The 20097-nt window shown below is 60.1% G+C and carries 19 protein-coding genes and 2 tRNA genes; 7 read left to right on the forward strand and 14 right to left on the reverse strand.

Annotated features, from left to right (window positions below; all coding sequences use genetic code 11):
- Positions 1-280: 280 nt before the first annotated feature.
- A complete protein-coding gene (locus AC1DOM_RS15995; RefSeq protein WP_498965085.1) occupies positions 281-607 on the forward strand; it encodes a hypothetical protein in 327 nt (108 codons plus the stop codon).
- A 694-nt stretch (positions 608-1301) separates the two neighbouring features.
- Here AC1DOM_RS15995 and AC1DOM_RS16000 read toward each other — a convergent pair.
- The 3 genes from AC1DOM_RS16000 to AC1DOM_RS16010 all read right to left on the reverse strand — a co-directional run bounded on the left by AC1DOM_RS16000 (position 1302) and on the right by AC1DOM_RS16010 (position 7228).
- Positions 1302-1592 (reverse strand): hypothetical protein, encoded by a 291-nt coding sequence (locus tag AC1DOM_RS16000; protein ID WP_498965087.1) that lies wholly within the window; start codon positions 1590-1592, stop codon positions 1302-1304.
- A 97-nt stretch (positions 1593-1689) separates the two neighbouring features.
- The gene (locus AC1DOM_RS16005) at positions 1690-6621 is read right to left on the reverse strand and encodes an RHS repeat domain-containing protein (RefSeq protein WP_498965089.1); all 4932 of its coding nucleotides are present in this window, start codon (positions 6619-6621) and stop codon (positions 1690-1692) included.
- Between the two features lie 280 nt (positions 6622-6901).
- Entirely contained in the window at positions 6902-7228 is a 327-nt protein-coding gene (locus AC1DOM_RS16010; protein ID WP_498965091.1) for a hypothetical protein, read from the reverse strand.
- 702 nt (positions 7229-7930) lie between these two features.
- On the opposite strand from AC1DOM_RS16010, the gene AC1DOM_RS16015 reads away from it, so the two are divergent.
- Positions 7931-8935, forward strand: coding sequence for a hypothetical protein (locus AC1DOM_RS16015; protein WP_498965093.1), 1005 nt, complete (start codon positions 7931-7933; stop codon positions 8933-8935).
- 240 nt (positions 8936-9175) lie between these two features.
- Here the strand turns inward: AC1DOM_RS16015 and AC1DOM_RS16020 are convergent, their stop codons facing one another.
- From AC1DOM_RS16020 to AC1DOM_RS16035, 4 genes are all read right to left on the reverse strand, one after another.
- Complete coding sequence (locus AC1DOM_RS16020; protein ID WP_498965095.1) at positions 9176-9712, reverse strand: hypothetical protein; 537 nt, start codon at positions 9710-9712, stop codon at positions 9176-9178.
- On the reverse strand, positions 9709-10326 hold the full coding sequence (locus tag AC1DOM_RS16025; protein ID WP_498965097.1) for a hypothetical protein: 618 nt from the start codon (positions 10324-10326) through the stop codon (positions 9709-9711). The genes AC1DOM_RS16020 and AC1DOM_RS16025 overlap by 4 nt, the downstream gene beginning before the upstream one ends.
- A 183-nt stretch (positions 10327-10509) precedes the next feature.
- Positions 10510-10576: transfer RNA gene (locus AC1DOM_RS16030), tRNA-Lys, on the reverse strand.
- 11 nt (positions 10577-10587) lie between these two features.
- Entirely contained in the window at positions 10588-10941 is a 354-nt protein-coding gene (locus tag AC1DOM_RS16035; RefSeq protein WP_498965099.1) for an HGGxSTG domain-containing protein, read from the reverse strand.
- A gap of 76 nt (positions 10942-11017) precedes the next feature.
- On the opposite strand from AC1DOM_RS16035, the gene AC1DOM_RS16040 reads away from it, so the two are divergent.
- A complete protein-coding gene (locus AC1DOM_RS16040; RefSeq protein WP_498965101.1) occupies positions 11018-11608 on the forward strand; it encodes a hypothetical protein in 591 nt (196 codons plus the stop codon).
- Between the two features lie 74 nt (positions 11609-11682).
- Here AC1DOM_RS16040 and AC1DOM_RS16045 read toward each other — a convergent pair whose 3' ends face one another.
- Positions 11683-12207 carry a DUF4019 domain-containing protein gene (locus tag AC1DOM_RS16045; protein WP_498965103.1) on the reverse strand — a complete coding sequence of 175 codons (525 nt, stop codon included), beginning with the start codon at positions 12205-12207 and terminating at the stop codon, positions 11683-11685.
- 168 nt (positions 12208-12375) lie between these two features.
- Positions 12376-12654 (reverse strand): hypothetical protein, encoded by a 279-nt coding sequence (locus tag AC1DOM_RS16050; protein WP_498965105.1) that lies wholly within the window; start codon positions 12652-12654, stop codon positions 12376-12378.
- Between the two features lie 113 nt (positions 12655-12767).
- On the opposite strand from AC1DOM_RS16050, the gene AC1DOM_RS16055 reads away from it, so the two are divergent.
- On the forward strand, positions 12768-13178 hold the full coding sequence (locus tag AC1DOM_RS16055; protein WP_498965107.1) for a hypothetical protein: 411 nt from the start codon (positions 12768-12770) through the stop codon (positions 13176-13178).
- 69 nt (positions 13179-13247) lie between these two features.
- On the opposite strand, the gene AC1DOM_RS16060 is transcribed toward AC1DOM_RS16055, so the two are convergent.
- The 4 genes from AC1DOM_RS16060 to AC1DOM_RS16075 all read right to left on the reverse strand — a co-directional run bounded on the left by AC1DOM_RS16060 (position 13248) and on the right by AC1DOM_RS16075 (position 17119).
- Complete coding sequence (locus AC1DOM_RS16060) at positions 13248-14132, reverse strand: hypothetical protein (RefSeq protein WP_498965110.1); 885 nt, start codon at positions 14130-14132, stop codon at positions 13248-13250.
- A gap of 1045 nt (positions 14133-15177) precedes the next feature.
- Positions 15178-16059, reverse strand: coding sequence for a hypothetical protein (locus AC1DOM_RS16065; protein ID WP_498965111.1), 882 nt, complete (start codon positions 16057-16059; stop codon positions 15178-15180).
- Between the two features lie 371 nt (positions 16060-16430).
- Positions 16431-16781, reverse strand: a complete 351-nt coding sequence (locus tag AC1DOM_RS16070; RefSeq protein WP_498965112.1) for a hypothetical protein — start codon at positions 16779-16781, stop codon at positions 16431-16433.
- 248 nt (positions 16782-17029) lie between these two features.
- Positions 17030-17119, reverse strand: a tRNA-Ser gene (locus AC1DOM_RS16075).
- Between the two features lie 105 nt (positions 17120-17224).
- Between AC1DOM_RS16075 and AC1DOM_RS16080 the strand changes: the two genes are divergently transcribed.
- On the forward strand, positions 17225-18007 hold the full coding sequence (locus AC1DOM_RS16080; RefSeq protein WP_498965113.1) for a hypothetical protein: 783 nt from the start codon (positions 17225-17227) through the stop codon (positions 18005-18007).
- Positions 18008-18126: 119 nt separating this feature from the next.
- Positions 18127-18366: a hypothetical protein gene (locus AC1DOM_RS16085; RefSeq protein WP_498965114.1), complete on the forward strand. Its 240-nt coding sequence runs from the start codon at positions 18127-18129 to the stop codon at positions 18364-18366.
- Positions 18367-18373: 7 nt separating this feature from the next.
- On the opposite strand, the gene AC1DOM_RS16090 is transcribed toward AC1DOM_RS16085, so the two are convergent.
- Positions 18374-19381 carry a LysR family transcriptional regulator gene (locus tag AC1DOM_RS16090; RefSeq protein ID WP_498965117.1) on the reverse strand — a complete coding sequence of 336 codons (1008 nt, stop codon included), beginning with the start codon at positions 19379-19381 and terminating at the stop codon, positions 18374-18376.
- A gap of 130 nt (positions 19382-19511) precedes the next feature.
- On the opposite strand from AC1DOM_RS16090, the gene AC1DOM_RS16095 reads away from it, so the two are divergent.
- Positions 19512-20093 carry an FMN-dependent NADH-azoreductase gene (locus AC1DOM_RS16095; protein ID WP_498965119.1) on the forward strand — a complete coding sequence of 194 codons (582 nt, stop codon included), beginning with the start codon at positions 19512-19514 and terminating at the stop codon, positions 20091-20093.
- Positions 20094-20097: the final 4 nt, after the last annotated feature.

The following is a 20097-nucleotide window of genomic DNA, read 5'->3' on the forward strand; positions in this document are numbered from 1 at the left end:
CCGGGCACTGTGTTGCTCACCATGCTGGCTACTGGCTCGTGTATCAGCCGCAGCGAGAACGATTCCTTTGCTTCTGGGGCACTGATCAGAGCAACCTTGGCGCGCCTGGCGTGTTCGGCAGTCCGCTCTACTGTTGGTCGGCGTAGAGCTCCCAGCGCGCTCGGTCTATTTCGTAAGCGAATGTCCGCTTCTGGCCGAAAGCGGACATCATTGCGCGGTGACCGCTTTCGACCCACCGACTCTTATTGAATGGTGACCCTTGCGTACTCTCAAAACTTTGATGTTCTTCGTGCTGGCGGTAAGCGGGGTCGTGCAGGCCGGAGCCGCTTTCGCCCAAGAAGCTCGCGGCGTTCTTGATGCTGCAAAAGTTGCACTGGAAGACTTTCGGATACGCCTGAGCCACGAGCCTGCGACGGACTGGAAGTGGGGTCCTTACGTGGCGGACATCCGCAATTACGCAATTGGATTAAGCGAAACGAGCGGCGCATACATCGTCGTGATCAATCTGCGGGACAAGCCGGGCGTCTTCGACTTCAACGGTGGGCGCGTAAGGTATATCGTGGATAAGAAGTCCCTGAAAATCGTGAACTTCACTGGGTACGAGTAGCCATGGTTGCTGCGCGGCTCAATGGCAGGGAACGCGGCCCATTTGTTGCCTTAAGTCACGTTGCATAAGCTCAGTCCCATGGAGCGAGTCCACACGCATTTGAATGCGGCTGGGGCGCGAACGATCGTCTGCTCGGAGCCATTCGCGGCCCGTCCGTGCTTGGCATGTCCGCTTCTGGCCGATAGCGGACATCCGTGGCCTCGCTCAACTGCCCTAGAGGACGACTCAACTACGGCTCGAATAGGTGGCAAGCGCCGCAAGTGGCTGATTGGATTAACAACACGCCAAATTCGACTGTGCCTTGAAAATCCCCGTGTCGGGGGTTCAATTCCCTCCCCGGCCACCATGCGAATACCGCGCCCCGCTTTGGTTTCAGCCCAAGCGGGGCGTTTTCGTTTCTGACCCGGCGAGCGCCGGGGTAGCACCGGGGTAGCAAGCAAGTTCGGGGGCGCAATGTTGCCGCCAGCCATGAGGGCTGCTCCGGCCCGCCCAGGCCGTAGTCCTTGTCGCTGACGTCGGCGCGCTTGAAGGTGCGCACCGTCGCGCTCCAGCGATCGGTGCCGCAGACTTCCTTGCCCTGCGCATCCAACGCGTCGTTGGGCTGATCGATGCGCGCCAGACGGCCCATTCCGTCGTAGCCGTAGCGGGCACAAACAAAAGCCCGCTCAGTGAGCGGGCTTTTTCTGTCAACGGTTTATTTTTGCTCGTTGGTAACTCGCTCATCCTTGACCGGTTTCCCAATTGCCCAAAAAAGCACGCGGACCAGAGCCAGCACAATGACGGCGCAAAGAACACTAAATCCGATACTAAACTCTTGCAGATTCGGGCCAACCGTGAAGAACCACCCTCGTGACTCATTCCAAAACAGCCAATTGGGATACGGCGGCAGAGCGATTAGGCCTGCAGTTACTGCCGCAAAAAGCCATTTGAATCTAGGCAAAAGGTAGGCGACGACGGCCAGCGCCGAAATTGCAAGCACAGCCACGTACAAATTTACCGTCGTCCACACAATAGCCGTTATAAATGACGGCAGCAGGAGCAGTAGAACGACAACTGTAGCAACGATTGTTCTTAGTACTCGGTTATTTTGCATTGTCTACGTTTACCCTGTTTTGGGTTTTCCATACATCGTTAATCAGAAGCTGTGAAAGGGGGCCGCCAGCCTGAAGAACCCCCGCTCCCTGTCCATACGTAATAATTTTTCCGCCCACCGCGCCGCGCATGACGAATCCTGGAAACAATGGATGCCCCGGCAGCGTGACGTTGATTGTCCACTTATTCCCGTTCTTGTCCCATCTCACGTAGCTCTTTACTGGGCTGTCTGCTAGGGCGCTAAGGAGTTGCCGTGGTCCAGACTTTGGCGACGCGTCATTGGCTGTTCCCTTTTGAGTAGCCGGCTTGTCGTCGCCCGGCGTAGGGTCATTCGCAATTGAGTCTTGTACCGACTCATCGGATTTCCCATCCGTGCTCGTTTCGTAACGATACTCGTGACTTGTCAGGCCTGTGTCAGTGATTGTGTCTGGCCAGCCATAGGGTGTTGGAAATGTGATCGTAGGCAAATCCCATCCCTTCCTGTATGGAGTGCATGAGGTCATCCCGGTGGCAGATTTGCATTCCCTTCCATCTGGGTCCTTGAACGTGAACGGATTGTCGTTTGCATACCAATACCGATTAAAACTTGCCCCGGGCTTTCTGTACGCGGTAACTGGGTCGACAGACAAGAAGGCGCCGATCCAGGGGTCGTAGTAGCGCTGTTGCATATAGGACAGACCAGTCAGCGCGTCCTCCGCGTGACCTGTGAACCCGGGGCCATCGTGCATTGCTCGATTCAATAGCTTTCCGTAAGGTTCGCGCTCGCTGCGCTCAACGACGTTACGCGCCGCATCCGTCACCACCGCCGGCGACCCCAACGCATCAGTGTGCTGATACTTGATCGTCGTAGTTGATCCGGCCACTTCGCGGATCGCCACCAAGCTCCCACCCAAATACACGTAGTGCTCGCTCTTCCCTCGCCGCACATCATTCATGAAGCGCAGCGTCCCATCCTGACCATACAGATACATCAGATTGCCCAGCGTCGGGCTCCAGCTCAGCGTGCGGCGGCCATAGCCGTCGTAGCGGTAATACTCCAAGCCGGTGACGTTGCGCAGGCGGTTGTCCTGCGTGAAGGCATACCGCTGTGCGTTCTTCTGATAAAGGTTGCCTTGCGGGTCGTAGGTCAACGCAAACGCGGCCGAGCCTGCATTGCACGCCGTCGCTTCACCGTTGCGCAGGAACTCCAACTGCCCCGCTGTGTTGTAGCAGTAGTGATAGCTTTGGCCATTGGGCCGCGCGACAGATTGAATGTTGTCCAGCACATCGTAGGTGTAGATGATCGTGCCGCCAAACCATCTCGGGGAGGTCGTCGATGTCAGACGATCCAGGTCGTCATAGGTCATGTCGCGATTGCCGCGGCCACCCGTGCCATCGCTGATCGCCACCACGTTGCCGTTGGCGTCGTAGTCGTAGCTGTCGTAGAGGATGTTGCCGGTACCGTAGTAGTCGCGGCTGCGTTCCGGCAACTGGCGTTCGTTCTGATCCATCTTGTGGATCACGCCGTTGCCGTAGGTGAATTGGTTGATGGCGCCGTTCGGGTAGTAGGTCACGCCCGTGGCGTAGGTACCTGCCTTGGTCGCCTGGCCGAGGGCATTGGGTGCGTAGTCGACGATCTGGCTATCCGGGTAGACGTTGTTGGCCAGTGCGCCGTTCTTGTCGTAGCCGTAGCCGATCGAGTACGTGTACCAGGGCGCGGTGTCGCTACCATCCTGCCCCGACTCGCCCTGTCCTCCCACCAAACGACGCTTGTTGTAGCTGTAGGTGTTGATGTATGGGTAGGTGCGGCCCGCAGCGTTGTACGTGGTGATCGTTGCCGGCAAGCCGTCGGGGGTATAGCTCCAGACTTGCTCACCGGTGTCGTCGGCGAAGCTGAGGTCGACGAGGCGATTGCGGCTGTCGTAGAGTCGGTCGGAGCGACGTGCGGCGACGGCTTCTTTCGTGGCGCATGCCGAAGCCGGGCCGTAGCCCGAGGCCGACCACTCCAGGTTGCCGGCCGCGTCGTAACCCATGTAGCTCGAACCAGTCTCCGGCTCCTGTACGAGGCACAGTTCTTGGGCTGGGTTGTAGGTGTAAGAACGCGTCACCTGCACGATATTGCCCAGGTCGTGCCGGATGATGGCTTTCGGCTTGCCGAAGATGTCGCGGTTGATGTCGGTGACCGCACCTTCGGGCGCGGTGATGCTGACGGGCAGATCGGTGCTCGGCTGGTCGTAGACCTTAAAGCTCGTGGTGGTGGTGACCTTGCCGCGCGGGTTGGTCACTCGCACCTGGAATCCGGACAAATAGTCCGTCGTGGTGGCGAGGATGCCGTTGAGCTCGGCTTCGGCGTCCTGCTCCACCCGGGTCTGGCGGCCAAGTGCGTCGTAGGTCGAGCGCGTGCCCTTCAGTGTCTGGTTGAAGTCAGTGATACCCGTCTGCGGGTAGGACTGGAACACGGGATGTCCGTCGGCGTCGTAGCGCGTGACGGACTGGCTAAGCGTGCCGCTGGTGTTTGTTATGTCATACGTCTGCGTCAGCACCGGGCGCCACAGGGCGTCGTAGTAAGCGAACTTGCGCATGTTCCCGGTCGTGATCTGCTCGCGCCAGTGGGCGGCCGGAAGGCCGACCTCCGCGGTGGCGACGGGAACGAACGTGCGGTCCCACGTGTTCCAGGCGTCGGTACCGCAAGCTTGTGCGTTGGCGATCAGCGCATTGTTGGGATAGGTGATCTTGTTGAGGCGACCCATTTGGTCGTAGCCGTAGCAGGTCACGTAGCCGTTTTCGTCGGTGACCGAGCTGATCCAGCCAGGGTTTTCGACGACAGCTTGCTTGGTGTAGCCATCGGGAAACGCAATCACCTGCGGGATGCCGCGCTTCCAGATCGAATATCCAACCGTCGTGTTCGTCGACGGAGAGTCCCGGCCGTCCGAGGTGGTCGCGAGCGTGCCGTCCGGATTCCACGTGGCCGTCAGCTTGAGTTTGTCGAAGGCCTTGGTCCACAGCGGCAGGGCCGTGGTCGGGTCGTAGGAGGTTTCGGATACGATCCGGTTGGTATCGGTATTGAGCGACTTGCGCGGCTTGCCGACGACCCACTTCGCCAGGTTGTCTTCGAACCACGTTGCATCGGTGCGCGTGTCCGTGCCGCTGTAACGCCTGACCTTGGTTGCCCGCGCGAATTGGTCGAGACAGATCGTCGGCCCGGTCGCATTCGGCGTGCCTTGGGCATCGCAGTTCGACTGCACCAGCCAGTTGAACGTGCGCCCTTGCTGCGTGATCGTGCGTGCGATCTCGGGGCGGAAGTTTTCCGAGGTGAAGTCGCTCTTGATGAACGGGTCCATGCCGATCCGCGCGTACGGCATGCCGGTCGGATCGAGTTGGTAGGTCGTGGCCGTGGTGCGCAGGATGTTTGTTGGGCCCGTGCCGGTTTCCACCTTCAGCAGCTTGCCTTCGGAGACCTTGTAACGGTTGCCGAAGGTCCAGCGCGTCCAGGTGCCGTCAGGCTCGATGGCTTCGACCGTCTTTGTCGAAGTGCAACTCGTATCGGTCGGGCAGTTTTCCAGCCAGCTCGCGTTCGGCGCGCCGTAGGTGTAGTCCCACTGCATCGTCGCGATGCCGGGGCCGGTGATTTTCTTCTGCGTCAGCGAGATTGCGTTGAAGCGATTGGGGAAGACGACGTAGCCCTCGGTCGACGGCCAGTTCGTTTGCCGGCACACGCGGTTGACGTAGGAGCGGCCGTGCATCTTGGGAGTGAAGGAAAACTGCCCCACCGCGCCCGAGGGATGCGTGATCGTGCCGGTCACCGTGGTTTGGACCGGCGAGAGTGTCGGGTCGTCGCATTCGTTGCTGGCCGAATACGGCGTGGCGTACGCTTTGCGCAGCGTCGTGAAGTCGATCGTCCAGCGCGAGCTGTCCGGCAACACCACGCCGCTCAGGCCGTTGGCGTACTCGTACGTCCAGGTACGCGTGCCATCGTTGACGGTCGCGATGTACCCCGAGGCGTTGTAGGTCAGTGTAATGACGCGACCGTCGGTGGACGCGATCTTCTCCAGTCGCCACGGGTTGAGCGCGTTGTAGGTGTAGGTGACGCGGTTGCCGAAGCGGTCCTCGACCTTGGTCGGCAGGATCCAGACTTCCTTGCGGTTGAGCGAGGTCGCGTTGGAATTGGGCGGTGCGTTGATGATCGCGTCGCCCGTCTTCTGCGCCATCAACAGGGCGCCGCTGCTGTCGTTCTTGTTGATGAATTCGACATCACGGCTGACCATCCAGTCGAAGGTGTAGCGTAAGCCCTGCGGGGAAACCGCTTCGAAGCCTTCGCCCGCGCCCAGCGTCATCTTGTCCAGGCACGAGAAGTACCACAGGCCGTTGGTGACCCAACGGTAGGTCTTGCCGTCGGTGGGCTTCGGCAGGCCGGTGCCGACGACCATCATCATCGTCTGGTCGCCCTGCCCCGGGATGTACATGCTGGTGCCCTGCCAATATTCCGGGCCGCTCCACAGGCGGTTGAAGGTGCCTTCCACGATTGGCGCTTCGTAGGAACCGGATTCGGGCTGCGAGCAACGCGCGTTCATGCCCGCCGTCGTGTGGCCGTCTACCTGCCAGCCGGCCACCGAATAGGTGCCGTGCAGGTGCGGGATGTCGAGATCCCAATCGGCGAAACTGCCATCGTGCTGCAGCAGTCGAATTTGCTCAGTGCCAGTACGGCCCTCGACGCTGTAGCGACGCCCGACCGCCACCGGGATCGCGTTGTTGCCGGGCAGGCTGACATCGGTGGCACCGAAGGTTGTCGCCCCGGTGTAGAAGCTCGTCTCTTCGCCGAAGAGGTTGTCGCCCAGCGCGCCGACGGTCTCGGCCGTCTTGATGGCCTTGCCGTATTCCTCGGGGATGGTGACCTGCGCGGCGACCGGGAACGCACAAACGGACAGCATGGCGGCGAGCGCCAATGAGCGACGATGCATTGGGGATCCCCTTGACGACCGGGGACAGAATCGCTGCTGGCGACAGCCCTTAATAGCGCCCTTTCGGAACGGCGCAGGAAAACCGTGCCGCAGTACACGATTTCAAGCGCAGGTTGTCTACTTGCGTTGGCGAGGTGACTTCGGATCGATCCGTGCAGACGCGCGGCCATGGATGACGGCCAACGTCCACCTTGGGTCGATAGCGGTCACCCAAGGTGAGGAACCCGGCGGAGGGGTCGAATGTCCGCTATCGGCCCAACAGCGGTCACTCGGAGCGAGCGGATTCCGGTGTCGCAGCGGCCTTCAGCTCGTCGATGAGGCTGGCCGGAGCGTTGCGCCAGACCGTCTGATCGCGAGCGACGAGTTCGATTCCATACTCACTTCGGACGGCTTCGATTATTCGACGCATCCAAGCAACGTGGTCGGAGCTACTACCGTTAGCCGGGTGCAGCTTTCCCGCCTTCTCGTTCCATGTCACGCCAGTGGCACTGCGGTAGATGAAGCGGAGGTCCTGACCTGGCGGGAGCGTGGGCTCGACCTCCAAAAGCCCATGGTCATCGATGGCGATCGAGCGAATCCAGACGTGTTCCATGGAGGGCCTTGGCGGCGGGAGCTGAAGGATTCTAGTGGGATACATCGACTTCGCCGTCTTCGATGCTAGGTCCTCGAGTGGAACGAACACAGACAACTCCAAGCTTCTCGCGCAACTGACTGCGAAGGTTCGTGCGGGCGGTTTGAAAGTCGATCAATCAGCGCTGGCCTTTATGCAATACGGAAAGGTTACCTTTTTTGGTGACAAGCACCTTGTAAACTACCTCTCCAAGGGATGGAGCCCGCATTGGACGCACAGCGTTGATGTTTAGCAACAGCTACGTTGCGCATGCGCTATTCATTGCACTAGAGCGCACGCACCATGCACCCGTCGGCACTAAATGATTTGAATCCGGCACGACGGTAATAGCGCACCAGCTTCGCTTGGTCGCGCTTTGAGTACTTCTTGATCTTCCGCGCCCTTTCCCTCCCACTGGAGTGGAAAGGCTTTGAGCGCAGCCACCTGGCAGCCCCGCCGCAAGTCGGTCGCATACCAGTTCGATGGCGGGCAACCCCAGACCAGATGCGCCGGCGCAGCCGCCACCGTCGGTGGCCGAGTGTCCGCTTTAGGTCAACAGCGGACGCTAGTTTATTACGCCCTTCCTAATCCTCTGCGCGTAGTGTTCGGCGCGGGGTCGATTGCCGTCTTGCGTTCGCTATGACGTAAACGCAGTTAACCAAGATCCTTCAGAAAGGACGACTCATGGCTTTTGAAATTGAGAAGTTGGAGACCGGCAAGGCCTCAACCACCGAAGAAATTCACTTCAGTGGGGGACTTCGTGGATACCAGACGGACCAGGGCTGGGCACTGTTTCCGGCATCTGAAGACCCGAATCAGGACGTGTTGTTGTTTGGAGATCAACGGGTCCACTTCGAGTTCGCCACAAAAGAGTGTGGCCAGCGATTTCTTGGCGTGTGCGTTCACTACCAAATGGGTGGGAATTCCCCTCCCATGGACATTTGGGAGTGGGGTGCGCGGGACCCTGCCAACGGGCTTGGTGCCGCAGATTCTTGGAGCGCCGTTGCTAACCGGGCGGAAATATGGGGTGACGGAGAGTACGCCAACAGTGCATCTTACTTGAGTGCTTGCTTGAAGGCAGCCGGACTGCGCTTGCGGGACGTCTCAGACAGATACCACGCCCAGCTAAAGTGGGCACTTGCCGATAAAAGACAGCCGGGCCGGTGGTCTTCGAACGCAGCGCTGCTAGATCTTTACGCGGATTGCCACTCTCTCGCTTCTGAACTCTCCTCTGCTCGCGACCACCTCGCCCGGATTGYAGCCATTCACGCAGGCGCGCCGCAGAAGATTGATTGCCTGGCTCGCCTGGAAGACTGGATTGGGAAGCAGGCTAATAGCGCACAGGCTACGCAACCGTTTTCGAAACTCGTGCTCACTGCGTCCGGGACGGAACACAACCCCAACTGGCTTCGCAGGCTTGGCGAAGTGCGCAATGAAATGCTGCACAAGGTGCCCATGGCATCCAACAAACGCGTGTCCGGCGTTGTGATTGAGATTGCTGCCACGTGTCTTGGAGAGATCAAGACGATTAGATTGGGGGAACCAGAAAGCCATACGCCGTTGGCCAGCCAAGGTCCGGACCCGCTGGTCGAGTTGTCGCAACTCGGAGCCAACATGGAGCATCTCTGTCGGGCCGCCTGGAAAGTCGCCAAGTACCCGCCGGAGCTCCCTACGTTCGTAGCCAAATAACGCGAGGGCCCCGCCTCTGGCTTCATCGCGCTAGTCACTAAACCGAGGTCTTGCCGCTCGAAGACCTTTAGAGGCTAAGCGGCAAGCTTCGTATGGCAGGGATAATTCGATGGGCGGAATCGCAAGGCATCCGCTACAAGCACGACGGGAAAGGCGGAATATGGACGACTGTCGACGCCTTGAACGTCGCATTGCGCATCGTCGACGATACAGGGCCCTCGCAGCAGTGGATGGTTCGATTCACCACCATTGCTCAAGACGTCGAAGATCCGTCATTGCGGTGTTCGCTGCCTCATATTTTTCGCGAAGCCAGTCAATTCGCGCCACGTCATCGCCTGGATTGATTGAATATTCCAGGTAGCGTCGGAGATCGAGGGTGCCGAACAGCAATTTTTCTAGCGACTCAAGGAATGCCGGCTCTAGATCAGTCAGGTACTCAAAGAACTCTCTAACCAACGGCATGTCGATATGGACCGCGTGCGATCGAATCCGCGTTGCAGCCTCGGGGTCAGCCATCAGAGCAAATGCTAGGGCGGTAACGTCCGCAGCCCGAGGATTTCCATAAAGTTCGGCCTGGACTCTCAGCAGGCTATTGCTTAGGTCTTCGATCTCTTGACGAATCAGAGTCTTGAGTACGCGCGCTTGATCTTTACGGCGCTGCTTTTCCTCTTCGCGACGCGTTTTCTCTTGAGATCGGTCATTTAGGGTCATTCCAATGGCGACGACGCCTACAAAGACGCCGGCCCAGCTAGCAACATCTCCGATGACAAGGGTCATGCGTTCCCCGACTCGCCACTCGATTGAGAAATTTCATTTCGGCAAGCCAGAAACATGAGCATCCGAAGGAAATGCAACACATCCATCCTCACCTCGCCAGTGTGCTCTCGCTCGTACACGTAGCGCCATTCAACGAACGCGTTATTGAGGTGAGTCATGTATGCGGCAACATCCGGCGGCTCGCCCAAAGGCGCTGTCTTAGCGGCCTCTTCAATACTCGCATCGATATCGTTCAAGGCGCTTGGTGGCAGGGCTTTGTAGAGCGTCGCCAATTTGTGACCCTGGAGAGTCTTTCCGTGCTTCAACGACAACGCTTTTAGATAAAGCTCAATGCAGAACGCTGTATTGACGACGTAAGGAATCAAGGCGAAGGGCCTACGCGGGGTGGGCCGGTGAAGCTCAGTCCTAAGCAAGTGAGCGCAGGTATCTTGGAAGTAGAGGGCTTGCTGCCGGATGTGCATCCATTGCGGAAGCTCTCTCACCGAGTGCCCGAGCTCCTCAAGCTTCGCGCGGAAGCGCGGAAGGTCCTGCTCTGTGTCACCGCTACTCTCGAAGTGGCCGACCACGACACCGTTGACCAGAATCTCTTTGAGTCCGGGAGGGATCTTGGCCATCGTCAAATTTGTACCAGTTTGAGCAGGGGCGCGGCTCAACCCTGTACAGCAATTGATCAAAAATCAATTGCTCTAAGCAGTCAGGTCAAGGCTTTCAGGCCGGCTCCGGAAAATAACTCCCGAAAATTCAGAACAAAAAAAGCACCTAGGTTTCCCCTAAGCGCTTGATTTAATTCTCGGAATTGGTGGGCCGTCAAAGATTCGAACCTTGAACCTATTGATTAAGAGTCAATTGCTCGACCGCTGTGCCTAGGGACCTTGCTACCAAATCCCCGATGCGTGTGCCTCACGAACCCGCGGAAGGTTCATTGCCACCTTGAACTTTCCCTCAATCGATCGCGGCCCAGTCGAGCGCCCCCCATGCCATTTGCACCGCCCGCCGCGGAGCTTCCCTCCCCGACAGGGTTTGCCGGCCTTCGTAAGCGCCCTGCATAGCCCATGATGGCGTCGACAACGGCTGTACCCCGCTTCCGCCCAAGCCCTGCAAGGGGTACCCCTCTTGGTTCTCGCCGTGCAGCGCCCCCCACCCTTGGACCCCTTCAAGGGGGTGCACACCCCCTTCCGGGTAGCCGTGCTTTTCGCCGGCTTCCCCACCAAAGTCATTCGCGCGCGCATGCAGAGCCCTCCCTTGACCTCCCCGGCTTCATCATGCGAATGCCGAGCGGGGTCGGACTAGCGCTACCCTCTGCCGATGGCGCCCCGAAAACTCAAGAGTCGACGCACCTGGCAAGACCTCATGAGCCGGCTTCGTGCACACCTGTCGCTCCTCAGAGAGTACCGAGACCGCGCACCCACCGACGACAGGTTCTACGGCGAGATTGCAGCGAAGCTGAGAATCCTCGTTTGCCCGTTTCGATCCAATGTTCCGCTCCTGACAAACTTGATGGCCGCATGCAATTTCGAAGCGACCATCCTCCACAACGGGCGTCACGTGCTGCTAGAGGACTATCTCAACGAATATGCAGTGGAATCACTGAAACCGATCCCGACCGCAGGTGGTGCACAAACGTTCGAACGCGGTGGGATCTCGAACCTAACGTTTGTTCGAGCTTGGGCTGAACAAGCCGGCGCCGCGCACGAAGACTGGGACATTGAACACTGGCTAGATGATCTCTTTGAGCTACGACAGTGCAAAATCACCGACGGCCACAGCGGAACGCTGTTGCGAATCGCCGATGACGTGCTGAAGCTGGCCAGTTATTTTCTGGACAAGCATCCAGAAGGTCCTCCACCGTACCCAGCCTCTTGGGACGAGCCACGTCCAGAATGGGTTCGCAGCTAACTCACTATTGCGCGTACCAGCCGTTAGATTAGCGGGTGTCCGCTTTCTGCCAGAAGGGGACATTCGTTACTTACTCAAGCGGGGCCGCGAAGGGGCTGCGACTTGATTGCTTTGTTCGGCATCTGCGCAGCGCCAATGGTGAGCGTCTTGGAAAGCCAGTAACCGACGAGCCGCCACTTCCCGCCAACGAACTCGAAGACGAGCTTCTCCTCCACGGCCTCGGCATTTGCAAAGTCGGTTTCAACGGCGATCACCCCGTATTGGCCCCGTGGCGCATCTTCAAGCTCTGTGGGGAAGCCAAATCCCTTGATCGTTCGCTTCCCGGCCGCGCCGAGAGGCGCGCGAAGCGTAGAGATGTAGCGCACAAACTCTGCTTGCGTGGTCTTTGCCGTAAGGCTCGGGCCAGCCATCGCCCAAGCTTCAGCGTACTGACCGGCGTCGAGGYGAGCTACCAAAATCTTCGCAGCCGCCCGGACCTCTTTCTGCTGCTCTTGGGTGCCACCATCTACAGGCGCGGCATTCGCTGCGGCGCCTGATTGAACGGCGCAGGCGCAGAGAAGGATGGCAAGGAAGCTCAGTAGAGAGAGAAGTCTTTGCATGCCAAATTGCCAACGAGGCGGTTAGGGACCCACGCGGATCGTAACGGACGAATGTCCGCTTTGGGTCGAAAGCGGTCACTCCAGGCGCGATGTCCGCTAACGGCCATGAGCGGACATTGCCAACGCTCGCGATCAAGTCAAGCCGCGAATTGGCGTCTGCTTTAGTTGCTAGGCCCGCGGCACAGCCAAGCCCAAACCGCCCGCAACCAACGAGATGCCTTCCGCAACCGTATTGGCGGTGGCAGGCGACGGGTGAGCGTCTGACTCAAACAGGAATGGGCAAGCGCCAGCAGGCGACTCAAGTTGCACTTCATGCGGGCTGGCCGGATGCCGGAAGAACCACACACCGTCGTCATCCGCCCCGGGGTGAAGCACCTGCAATTGCTGGACGACAATGTCCGCGTGCGCACGGGTCAGCGCATCGATGATCTCGTCAATGTCTCGCAAGGTGCCTCCCGAATGCGTTGTCGCAGGGGTGCCGAAGCTTACGCAAGCAGGTGTCCGCTTTGGGTCGAAAGCAGACGCTCAGGGTCGATGACCGCTTTCGGCCAAAAGCGGACGTGCTCGTCCTGCGTCGACTAGTCCCCGATGAACCAGACGTACGTGTGCGTCATGACTGCGCCCTCGATGAGTTGCACGATGGCATCAACCTGCATGCGCTGCCTGCCGCCAAGAGTCGGCAACAACCGTCGAAACTCGTCCAGCAGTATCGGACGCTGTTGCTGGTTGAAACAGGCTTCTCCCGCTGGATCGATGAAGCGCAAGCAGATGCTTTCCGTTTGGCGATGAAGGAGAGCGCTGAGGCTGCTCAATACGCCGTCATCCTCGACGGCGCCAAGGACTGCCCCACGCTCATCCTTCCAGTGGACATCAATCCCCATACACCGCCCCTTCCATGCGTTGCCTCAAGCTTAGGCAAGATGGCGCAAGGCCAACAAGCCGAGGTCGGCACTCCGAGACCTGAGCGGTAGTAGATCGAAGGTCCGCTATGGGTCGAAATCGGACACGAATCAGCGTCAGCTCTAAGTGGGCGCCCCAGCTCAATCCATCGGCACGGTCGAGTCCTGAGGGCCAATCGCGCGCACCTTGAGGAGCGACGCCTCGTCGCGTTCGTCCTGGTTGCGCTCGTGGTGCACGATGCCGGAGATCTCCCGCCCGCTGGTGGCGCGACACTTCGCCAGGAACGATGCCTTGGCGGCATCGATGATTGCGATCGCCTGTTCGGCCGTGCCCGTTGGCAGGTTCTCGGCGCCCCACCCCGCGGGGCCGGGGCGGGTGATGACGTTGGAGTAGCAGGACGGGTTCGACGAATCGCCCACCTGCGGCTGCAAGCCAACCCACAGCACGAAGCGCAACGGCTTGCCGCCCTGCTGCGCGGCGATGCGTTCGCGCTCGTAATGCTGCCGGCGCTCCTCCGCGCGCTGCGCCGCCGCCCTGTCTTGTTCCGCACCGCTCGATGCGGTATCGACCACGGGCTGCGGCGCGCTCGTGGCGGTAGCCACGCGTGCGTCGGAAGCCGATGACGCTGCCCGGTCAATGCGCTTGCCCGCGCTCGCAGCCGCGTCGGTCGGTGTGTCGCTTGCAACGGGATGCCGCTCGGGCGTCCAGTAGGCCGTCGTCACCGGAATCGCGCCTTCCAGCGAGATGAACCAATCCGTCTGGTGGCTCAACGCCGACTTTTCATCTGGGAAGGCCGGCGAGCAGATCACCGTCAACTCGCCCTCGATCGGCGCCATCGCGGAGCGCATCTGGGCCTCGAACTGCGCCTGGAAGTCGGGCAAGTCGTCGGCGCGGAACGGTTCGGCGCTACGGAAGGGCCCGTTCGGCGGCCCGCTGTCCATCACGTCGCCCGCGGCGCACCAGCGCCACTCCTCCGCATGCGCCAGCAGCGGCGCGAATCCCAACAGTCCCAACAGCGCCGGCACCAACGCGCGCCCGGCGATCGTCGATCGAATCATTTGCAGTTCCCCTGTGCGCCACCGTGCGGCGCTCCCCGCCTCAAAGCATAGTCACACGGCGGACAAGAATCACCGTGGCGCCCGGCCGGGCCGCCAGGGGTCGCCCGCATGTTCGGGCAGCCCGGGACGATCGACATACGTGACTCATCCGGCACGCCCAGGTGTTGGCCTCGAGCCGACACGAAACGGTGCCGGCATGATTGCGTTGTCAGCCCCCCTCGCCGGCAACTGCCATCTCGATCTTTTTTGAAAGTGATCGCACCAGCCTTGATCCCGGGCGAATTGAGCGGCGAAGGCAAAATAATGCGGCCGCCGCGATAGCAGGAGCAGCAAAGTAGTGAAGGGGATTATGTGCCAGCCCTCCTGCCAAACCGGAGAAGAACGCAATTGGGCTGGCAATTGCCGCAAGGGCGCACCAAACCTTGACCCTCCAATCCGAGTGAAACACACCACTCAGGACCGTAGCGCCGTGCTCTTCGGAAAAAGAGCCGCGGAAGTATGGTCGAAATGGATTCACCAAGAATTCGTGTCCCTCCCAAACAAGGACCTCGCTTGCGATCGCGTAGCCATGCAATCCAGGAGTGGATTGCCGAAAGGTGCTTTGATCGGAGACCGCCGCCAGCCTCCCTGCCGCCACAGGGACAGGCAGAGGGCTACGGAAGGCAACCGAAAAGTCTCCGAACACGTTCCGAGAGAGCGACATGGAAGTCCAGCGACTGAATTGCCCTGATCTTATGGAGACTTGATCCGGCCAACAAGCTGCGTATCTCCAGACCAATTGGCTCGACGCGAATGTCCGCTTTGGGTCGGAAGCGGTCGTGCTCGAATGCCAGCTAACGGCCAGAAGCAGACATTCGCCAACATGGGTTGGGAGACCCGCGAAGCGAATGCAGTGGCGAGGTCAGTTGGACCAATATCGCTCGGTGGCGTTGTTGCTTTCCCACCGGAGCAAACAGCAACCCAGAAGCCTTGAAAAAGGGACACCAAGCGCCTGCCTGGTCGCCCCCCAGCATCAGGCTTTGCAGAACAACTGCAGGTAATTACTGTCGCTCCACATGGACTCGTCAAGCCCTTGATCTTCTGCTTGCTTGATCAGCGCATCTCGCTGGCACTGAAACCCGCGGGTCTGAGCCATTTGCAAATAGCTATCGATTTTGGAATTGAATTCCGCCAGCTCCGAAGGTGCAGACGCGTTGCAGTCCAAGGGAATCGAAAGGGTCTTGGCGTGCTCTATCCAATCTTCGCCAGTTACGCGAATTTTCCCCCTGTAACTACAGATGTTTTTAAGGTTCTTTACTACCGTGTCACGCACCTGTTCCTCGATTTGACGGGAACGAACAACGTACGTTTCCTTCAACAATTCCTGATCCCCGCCGCAGGCAGTGAGCAAGTCCGTAACGCTCCTGCTCTTATTGATGTCCAGTTCAAATGTCCCCGCGCCATTTTTTACCTCGACAATCATTGGAAGAGTTGCGAGATACGCCCTTGCTTGGTTGATCTCTTCGTCTAGCGGGTACGTGCGGAATTTATCTAGCTCCGAGGAGCTTGCAACCTGTTCAGAGAACAGCCGTTGCTTATCCAAAGTAATACGATTGCTGTACTCAGATCCCACGCTGAAGTAAGCGCTCAGGTCAGAGACCGTGCCGTCTGCCGACTTCACCCTTCCGCCTTCGGACAAAAAGGCGCTCTGGGGACTAGGGGCTTTTGTTTCGCCTACGAAGGAATCAACCGCTAGGTCAGCACTACCAGTTGCAACGACACAAGCGAGCGTCACTTCAAATCGCGACTGGTGTTGCGGAAAGTCGTATACGCGTTTCGCGAGATACGTTTCTCCGTCGATGGTCGACTGTCTCTTTTCGGTAGACCATTCCTCTGAGCTAGCATTGCCTGTCATCTTTGTCTCATCTACACCCACCGTCCCACTGCTTACTCCAGAGGCGGGCTCGGATTGAGTTGCCTGCGTACCAGGCTGTCCGGAACATCCCGCACAAACCGTAAGCAAAAATGTCAATGCAAGATCCTTCCGCATCCCCGCTCCCCTTTGTCGGCTGCATGGTTGCGAGAATGGCACGCAGTGAGGGTTTTAGTCACCCACGCGGTGCGAGGTAGAAATTTCTTGAGACCGTCCCCGCCCGCGATAAATGCGGCATACCATTTGCTCCGCCTATGTTGACTGTCCGCTTTGGGTCGAAAGCGGTCATGGTCGAATGTCCGCTATCGGCCACAAGCGGACATCCCCATGGTTCGTCACCGCTTTACCCCGGGCTATAGACCAAGGTCGGTTCGAATGTATTCGCCTTCCTCCGAGAAAACGTAGGTCTCGAAACCACCTTCGAGCCGCATGCACGAGGGCGGTTCGCCTGTAACCGATGCCCTGGAGGCGACCACCTCGATCTGACCGTTGGCCTCACGACGCAACTGCAAATTGCACTCGACGATGGCTGGCCGACAACTGTCGCCAATGCGGCGTTTCACGAACTCGACGGCCTTCATCTCGCCGCGACTTGTCGGGTTGATAGGTGGGTCGTCGATGAAACAGAGCCGCGACTTGTCGGGCCRCGAGGAGCAGGCCGTCATCGTCATGCCGATGCCCGCAACGACCAGCAGTCTTCTCATTCGACTCTGCCCCCCGAGTAGCGCCTCTGGGAGCTTACCGAATGTCCGCTATGGGTCGAAAGCGGGCGTCGGGCCGGCTGCTCATGCCCACGAGTGGCTATCTTCTTCTCAAGCTGGTCTGATCTATGAGCGTCCACCGTCGCGCGCGAGAGCGAGACAGGCTGTCAACGCCTGTTGGGAATCTTGTTGGGAATGACACCAAGTCAGCCCCAGCCGCACCCGATATTCCAGCCATTTCGCCGAATCCATGGCGGAGGGAGTGGGATTCGAACCCACGGTCGTGTCTCCACGACGCCGGTTTTCAAGACCGGTGCCTTAAACCGCTCGGCCATCCCTCCGGTCACGACACTTTAACGGCACTTGCTGAACCGGCCAAATGGCCGTTCATCGTCGCTGGGCGCGTGTTCTGCCTACCATGCCCGCGCTGGAAAGGAGCCAATCGGATGGCCATCGAGACGCAAACGCCCGTGCCCCTGCTCTGGACCGGGGGATGGGATTCCACCTTTCGCCTGCTCGTGTTGTTGCTCGCGCTACGCGCGCGCGTCCAACCCTGGTACCTGCTCGACAGCAAGCGGGGGTCGGCGCAACGCGAAACACAGGCGATGGACCGGATTCGCGCCTGGTTGGCCGAACACCATCCGGAAACGCGCGAGCTGCTGTTGCCCACGCGGGTGGTTCAGCTGGAGGAAGTGCGCCCCGATGCGGAGATCGAACGCGCCTTCGTGCAAATGCTGCGGTTGCGCGGCCTCGGCGATCAATACGCGTTCCTCGCACGCTTCGTGAAGCAGTTCGGCGTCCAGGGCATCGAGCTTTCGCTGGAGAAGACCGTGCACGGCGCGTACGGCGTGATCAAGGATTACGTCACGCCTGCCCGTGATGCGCATGGCCATGACACGTTCCGCGTGAAGGACGAGTGCCTCGACACGCCGATCGGCAAGATCTACGGCGGGTTTTCGCTACCGCTGTTCAACACCGAGAAGGACCAGACCATCGCGGTGGTCGAGCGCAGCGGTTGGCACGATGTCATGGCGATGACGTGGTTCTGTCATTCGCCGACGCCGGACGGCGAGCCCTGCGGTTTCTGCAATCCCTGCCAGTACGCGATCCAGGATGGCTTCGCGTGGCGTATTCCGCCCAAGCGGCGCGCGTTGTCGACGCTCTACGGCAAGACGCTACAGCCGCTGCGCGGCAAGACTCGACAGTTCCTGCGCCGCTTGCGCGCGTGAGTGCGAAGGCGAAACCGGACACGAAGCGACCGCCACTGGCTCACCGTGACGGGGGATTCGCAAACCTCACGATCGTCAAGGACGATGCGGCACTTTCGTTCAAACCTACGGCCGCTTCCATGACGTCAACCTTGCTGAACGTCTATCGGTGCTACCAGGGGCACTACATGCTGCAACGCGGTCCGGTGATCGAACAGATACGCGGCACGCAGGTGCATTGGCTCGGCGTACTCGAACCCGAAGTACTCGATCCGACACTGCGCCATCGCGTCGAACACGAGCTGCAGTCGCGTGCATTCGCCCTGCTGACGGCCGCGCAGTTCTACGACCCCAGGCGCGGCCGGCACCAACTGCACTGAACCGAACTCAGGTTTGCGGTGCGACGGCCACCGCTGCTGGCTTGCGGCGCTCCACTTGGGGAACGTCCTGTTTTTCCTTGCCCTGCGGGCAATTGCGGCAATGCAGGCGCGATTCCTCGATCAGCGCGGGCATGCGCTCGGCGAGGAAATCGATCATCGCGCGCACGGCGGGCAACAAGCCGCGACGCGACGCGAACACCAGGTGCGCGATGCCCTGCGGCAAACGCCATTGCGGCAGCACCACTTCCAGTTCGCCGGCGCGGATGGCTTCGGCGCAGACGGTTTCGGGCAGCATCGTGATGCCGATGCCCTGCCGCGCGAGCGCCATCAGCATCGGGAAATCGAAGCCGGCCAGGCGCGGCTTGAGTTCGACGCGGCGCATCTCGCCGTTCGCGTCCTGCAGATCCCAGCGCTGGCGCGCTTCGTCTTCGCTCATGCTCAGCGTGACGTGGTCCTTCAACGCATCCGGATCCGTCGGCCGGCCCATGCGATCGAGATAGGCGGGGCTGGCGACGAGCAATTCCTGGATCTGGCCGAACGAACGCATCACCAGGCTGCCGTCGTCGTCGAGCTTGTTGCGCACGCGCATCGCAAGGTCGAAGCCTTCGTTGATCACGTCCACGCGGCGATTGCTCACGTGCAGTTGCACGCGCACCTGCGGGTACTTGGCGAGGAACTCGGGCATCAGCCGCGGCACCATTTCCTGCGCGAAGCTCACCGGCACGCTGAGGCGGATGGTGCCGCGCGGTTCCGAACTCAGGCGATCGACGACTTCGCGCGCGGCCTTGGCTTCTTCCAGCATCGTCTGCGCGTGGCGATGCACGGCGCTGCCGACGTCGGTGACCGCGAAGCGGCGCGTGGAACGCTGCAGCAGGCGCACGCCCAGTTCGTTCTCCAGCGCGCTGATGCGCCGGCTCAGGCGGGACTTGGGAATGCCCAGGGCGCGTTCGGCGGCCGCGAAGCCGCCGTTGTCGACCACGGCGGAGAAGTAATAGAGATCGTTGAGGTCTTGCATGACCACCACCTCCGAATCATTGTCGCTAATGCAACGATGCGTGGCATTTGACCATCTTTATCCCATCGATGCAACGGCCTAGAGTTCTCCCCAACGCAGCAGACCCGCTGCCCGAATTTGAGGCTCTGCCATGAAACTCCTGCATCTCGACACCAGCGCCCTGGGCGCGAACTCCGTGACCCGCGAGCTGAGTGCGGCCATTGTCGCGCGTTGGCAGGCCGCCGTGCCGGGTCTGAAGGTCGAATATCGCGACCTGGACACCAACCCGCTGCCCCACCTCACCGGCCCGGTGCTGACCGGCGCCGATGCCGCGGCCAAGGCCGAAGGCGACGCGACCATGGACCAGTTCCTGGACAGCGACGTCATCGTGATCGGGGCGCCGATGTACAACTTCGGCATTCCCTCGACCCTGAAGGCGTGGATCGACCGCGTCGCCGTTGCCGGCAAGACGTTCCGCTACACCGAGAACGGACCGGAAGGCCTCGCCACGGGCAAGCGCATGATCGTGGCCAGCGGCCGCGGCGGCATCTACGGCGACAGCAGCCCGGCGGATTTCCAGGAAGCCTACCTGCGCCACACCTTCGGCTTCCTCGGCGTCACGGACATCGAGTTCGTCCGCGCGGAAGGCGTGGCGTATTCGGACCAGCATCGCGTGGATGCGCTGGCCGGCGCGCATGCTTCGATCGCCGAGCCGGTGCTCGAAGCCGCGTAAGGCA

This window comes from Lysobacter sp. P5_B12, from assembly GCF_056400425.1.

Coding starts and splice junctions, on each gene's coding strand:
- AC1DOM_RS15995 (WP_498965085.1), top strand. CDS start 281: ATGTTCTTCGTGCTGGCGGTAAGCGGGGTCGTGCAGGCCGGAGCCGCT.
- AC1DOM_RS16010 (WP_498965091.1), bottom strand. CDS start 7,228: ATGGAACACGTCTGGATTCGCTCGATCGCCATCGATGACCATGGGCTT.
- AC1DOM_RS16020 (WP_498965095.1), bottom strand. CDS start 9,712: ATGACCCTTGTCATCGGAGATGTTGCTAGCTGGGCCGGCGTCTTTGTA.
- AC1DOM_RS16025 (WP_498965097.1), bottom strand. CDS start 10,326: ATGGCCAAGATCCCTCCCGGACTCAAAGAGATTCTGGTCAACGGTGTC.
- AC1DOM_RS16035 (WP_498965099.1), bottom strand. CDS start 10,941: ATGCGCGCGCGAATGACTTTGGTGGGGAAGCCGGCGAAAAGCACGGCT.
- AC1DOM_RS16040 (WP_498965101.1), top strand. CDS start 11,018: ATGGCGCCCCGAAAACTCAAGAGTCGACGCACCTGGCAAGACCTCATG.
- AC1DOM_RS16065 (WP_498965111.1), bottom strand. CDS start 16,059: ATGACAGGCAATGCTAGCTCAGAGGAATGGTCTACCGAAAAGAGACAG.
- AC1DOM_RS16080 (WP_498965113.1), top strand. CDS start 17,225: ATGGCCATCGAGACGCAAACGCCCGTGCCCCTGCTCTGGACCGGGGGA.
- AC1DOM_RS16085 (WP_498965114.1), top strand. CDS start 18,127: ATGACGTCAACCTTGCTGAACGTCTATCGGTGCTACCAGGGGCACTAC.
- AC1DOM_RS16090 (WP_498965117.1), bottom strand. CDS start 19,381: ATGCAAGACCTCAACGATCTCTATTACTTCTCCGCCGTGGTCGACAAC.
- AC1DOM_RS16095 (WP_498965119.1), top strand. CDS start 19,512: ATGAAACTCCTGCATCTCGACACCAGCGCCCTGGGCGCGAACTCCGTG.